Below are 4,223 nucleotides of genomic sequence, written 5' to 3' on the forward strand. Positions count from 1 at the left end.
TTTCTGGCCCAGACCCGTTCCGCCTACCGCGCCATAGGCCAGGCCAGCCCGTACACCGGGCAGCTGGTGATCGGTGCCCCGGCCACCTTCGCGGTGTGGAGCGCCTCCGAACTGGCCGTGCAGACCCCCGATGAACGCATCTCCTCCTGGTCCACCGATGCCCGGGCCGGCACCCCGCTGCTGCCGGTCATCGACGAGCAGATCCCCGAATGCCTGCGCACCGTGCGGGCCGGAATCACCCTGTTCGACGCGCTGCCGGTACGCTCCTAGCACCGCGCCCCAAGCCCCCGGAAAGGCAACTGCCAGGAAGCGCTGATTGCATGTGTGACTTGGCGCAAGTTTGTGTATCCAGTAGTCACCGGATGGTTGACACAACCGGTGGGTAGGGGACTAGGCTGGTGATCAGCGCCACGCCGCGGGCCGCTTTCCGGGCCCCTGCGGCGTAGCACATCTAGTTGATCCCCGGTGACCTTAGATAACATTCCCTGCCGTGCGGCGGGGGATAGGGCCGAAGTCACCGGGGATCAACTGTGTCACAACGCGGTTGAGCGCTGCCCGGGTGACTATAATTTGAATTTGGACTAATTCCCCCGGACCGAGCTGGCGGGGATGCCAAGCAGAATTCGAGAAAGGTGCCGCGTGCGCGTCATTACGATCATCCCCACGTACAACGAGCTGGAGTCACTGCCCCTGACGGTGGGACGACTGCGCAAGGCCGTGCCGGACGCCGACGTGCTCATTGCCGACGACAACTCGCCCGACGGCACCGGCGAGCTGGCCGACAAGATGGCGGCCGAGGACAGCCAGATCCACGTCATGCACCGCAAGGGCAAGGAAGGGCTGGGCGCGGCCTACATCGCCGGCTTCCGCTGGGCCCTGGAGCGCGACTACGACGTCATCGTGGAAATGGACGCGGACGGTTCGCACATGCCCGAACAGCTGCCCCGCCTGCTGCAGGCCAGCGCCGAGGGCGCCGACCTGGTGATCGGTTCGCGCTGGGTCAAGGGCGGGGAAGTGGTCAACTGGCCGCTCTCGCGCAAGATCATCTCCCGCGGCGGCAGCTTCTACTCGCGCACCCTGCTGGGCCTGCCGCTGAAGGACATCACCGCCGGCTACCGCGCCTTCAAACGCGAAACCCTGGAGGCCATCGACTTCGACGCGATCGAATCGCGCGGCTACGGCTTCCAGGTGGATATGACCTTCCGCGTGGCGATGCTGGGCATGCGCATCGTCGAGGTCCCGGTGACATTCGTGGAACGCGAGCTGGGGGATTCGAAGATGAGCGGAAACATCGTGGTTGAGGCGATGCTGAACGTCACCCGCTGGGGCCTGTCGGCCCGCTGGAAGAAGCTGACCGGCAAGCTGCAAAAGTAGCCGCTGCCGCGCTTTGCCGCCAAGAACAGGACGCCGCGCGTTCGGGCCCACCGGCCCGGGTGCGCGGCGTTTTCCTTGCCCCGCCGGCCCTGGGCCTTAGGCGGAACACGGCGCCAGAGACGCAAAAGGTGAGGCTGCCCTCCCGTGGGGAAGGGCGGCCTCACCGTGTGCTTGTGGCGGAAGGACGCGTCCTAGACCGCTTCGCCGCGCGAGGCGCGCAGCTGGGTCAGGCGGTCGGCCAGGATCTTTTCCAGTTCCTCTTCCGAACGGCGCTCCAGCAGCATGTCCCAGTGGGTACGAACCGGCTTCTCGTTGGTCGGCTCGGCCTCCTTGGCTTCGCCGTGCACCAGCTTGGCTTCCTTGCCGGCCTTGGTCAGCCAGGTGGCCGGGATGTCGGCTTCAGCGGCAAACACCACGAAGACGCGTTCGCCGTCCTCGCTCTGGTATTCCACGCGCTGGCGTGCAGCCGGCTCTACACCTGCCTCAGATTCCATGCTCTGTGCGCCCAGGCGCATGCCTCGCAGGCTGCGATCGCTCATGTTACTCCTTACGAGAGGTTTTCGTGTACGCTACACATTCCAACGGTCGGTGTGGCCAAAAGATTCCCCGCTCCAGTGGCCGACACCCAAAATAACCATTATACGTGCCAACGGCGGGACCCGTTTCCGGATCCCGCCGTTGGGGACTGAATCATAGGGCGGAACCGGGGATTAGATGCCCGTGGAGCCCGAGTCGTTCTTCCGAGCCGAGTCGGATACGCCGCCCAGCGCGCCGCCGATGCCCTTCAGGGCCTCGGTGACCTCGCTGGGGATGACCCACAGCGTGTTCGAGGTGCCCTCGGCCAGCTTCGGCAGGGTCTGCAGGTACTGGTAGGCCAGCAGCTCCTGGTCCGGGCGTCCGGCGTGAATCGCGTCGAACACCTTCTGGATTGCCTGGGCTTCACCGTCGGCGCGCAGGATCGAGGCCTGGGCGTCACCCTCGGCCTTGAGGATGGCGGCCTGGCGTTCACCTTCGGCGGTGAGGATGTCGGACTGCTTGGTGCCCTCGGCGGTGAGGATCGCGGCGCGGCGGTCACGTTCGGCGCGCATCTGCTTCTCCATCGAGTCCTGGATCGAGATCGGTGGGTCGATGGCCTTCAGCTCGACGCGGGAGACGCGGATGCCCCACTTGCCGGTGGCCTCATCCAGCACCCCGCGCAGCTGGCCGTTGATCTGGTCGCGGCTGGTCAGCGCCTCTTCCAGGTTCAGCCCGCCAACCACGTTACGCAGCGTGGTGGTGGTCAGCTGCTCAACGGCCTGGATGTAGTTGGCGATCTCATAGGTCGCCGCGCGCGGCTCGGTGATCTGGAAGTAGACCACGGTGTCGATGGAGACCACCAGGTTGTCCTCGGTGATCACCGGCTGGGGCGGGAAGGAGACAACCTGTTCACGCAGATCCAGCAGCGGCAGCAGCCGGTCAACAAAGGGGATCAGGATCGTCAGCCCGGGATTCAGGGTGCGGTTGTACTTGCCCAGGCGCTCAACGATGCCGGCGCGGGCCTGGGGTACGATGCGCACGCTGCGCAGCAGCACGACGATCACGAAGATCGCCAGAACCACGAGCACGATTATCAGCCAAGTGAATTGGACTCCATGGGTACTCACTTTCTTGGTGCGTTGATGATTTGGTCTTTGGTCTGCTCCCCGGCCGGCGGGTTTGCCGTGGCCGCGCATCCGGTCAAGTGGCGCACCGGGGGAGCTGACAGATGTTAAAGGTCGGCCTCGGGCTTCAGCTTCAAATAGGCGGTCGCCCCTTCGATGCGGCTGACGACGGCATAGCTGCCCGGGTCCATGCTCGGCTGGTCCACGTCGGTGCGGGCCGTCCAGACCTCGCCGACGATCTTGGCGCGCCCGGAGATCCGGGAGACCGGTTCGAGCACCAGTGCGTCCTGGCCGATCAACCGGTCAATGTTCGTGCGGAACCCCTCCGGCGCCTTGCGCAAATGTCTGATGGCAATCGGGCGCACCAGCAAAACCATCGCCAGTGACACCAGGCCGAACACCACCACCTGCAGCCAGCCCGGGCCGCCCGCCAGGGCCACGGCCAATCCGCCGAGCGAACCAACGCCGAGCATGATGAAATACAGGTCCAGTGACAGCATCTCAACGATCGCCAACAGCAGGAACACCGCGAGCCAGATGACCCAGGCGTTGCTAAGAACCCATTGCGCTGTACTCAATGCCTCATACCTTCGTTTACGAGTTCAGCCGCCCCGACAATCCGGTCGGCTTTGCCTCCATTCTGCCGCATACGCCACTGGATGTCGGTAGTCACTTAGGGGGATATTTGGTTTCGCACTATCCGAATGAGTAAATGCCAAAGGCGGCGGTGACCCGGCGCGAACCCAGGCGCCCGACGGTGGCGGCCAGCGCCTGTTCATCCAGGTGATGCCCGGCCGGCCCCATGAACGCCAGGTTGTACAGCGCCGTGGGTCCAGTTCCATGGGGTAGCTCAGCTCCCGCGAGTCGAGCAGCTCCAGCCCGGCGCCAGCGAACCGGGCCACCAGCTGCTCTTCCTTATCCGGGGCGATTCCCAGCATCTGCAGCTCCTTCCGGATCTCCTGCAGATGTGTGGGCAGGGCGGTGACCACCACGCAGGTGCCACCGGGGGAAAGGACCCTGCGGAACTCGGCCGGGTTGTGCGGGGCGAAGCAGTTGAGCACCACCTGGCGCGAGGCGTCCGCGGTGGGCAGGGTGCGCCATACATCCCACACCAGCGCCGTGGTGTCAGGCAGTTTTGCGGCACGGCGCATCGCATAGCGGGAAATGTCCAGCGCCACCGCATCCACGGCACGCGAGCCCGCCGCGCGC

General features: G+C 65.3%; 4 protein-coding genes and 2 pseudogenes. 2 read left to right on the forward strand and 4 right to left on the reverse strand.

Features of this window, described 5'->3' with window-relative positions:
- Window positions 1-270, forward strand: a pseudogene (locus JCM19049_RS08950) (amidohydrolase); the annotation flags it as partial.
- Window positions 271-639: 369 nt separating this feature from the next.
- Complete coding sequence (locus JCM19049_RS08955; RefSeq protein ID WP_054821412.1) at window positions 640-1,374, forward strand: polyprenol monophosphomannose synthase; 735 nt, start codon at window positions 640-642, stop codon at window positions 1,372-1,374.
- Window positions 1,375-1,565: 191 nt separating this feature from the next.
- Here JCM19049_RS08955 and JCM19049_RS08960 read toward each other — a convergent pair whose 3' ends face one another.
- The 4 genes and pseudogenes from JCM19049_RS08960 to JCM19049_RS08975 all read right to left on the reverse strand — a co-directional run.
- Window positions 1,566-1,913, reverse strand: coding sequence for an RNA polymerase-binding protein RbpA (locus JCM19049_RS08960; RefSeq protein ID WP_054821413.1), 348 nt, complete (start codon window positions 1,911-1,913; stop codon window positions 1,566-1,568).
- Window positions 1,914-2,084: 171 nt separating this feature from the next.
- On the reverse strand, window positions 2,085-2,987 hold the full coding sequence (locus JCM19049_RS08965; RefSeq protein ID WP_054821416.1) for an SPFH domain-containing protein: 903 nt from the start codon (window positions 2,985-2,987) through the stop codon (window positions 2,085-2,087).
- A 134-nt stretch (window positions 2,988-3,121) separates the two neighbouring features.
- The gene (locus tag JCM19049_RS08970; protein WP_054821414.1) at window positions 3,122-3,592 is read right to left on the reverse strand and encodes an NfeD family protein; all 471 of its coding nucleotides are present in this window, start codon (window positions 3,590-3,592) and stop codon (window positions 3,122-3,124) included.
- 24 nt (window positions 3,593-3,616) lie between these two features.
- Window positions 3,617-4,223: pseudogene (locus tag JCM19049_RS08975) on the reverse strand (hypothetical protein); the annotation flags it as partial.

The sequence above is a fragment of the Arthrobacter sp. JCM 19049 genome, assembly GCF_001310435.1.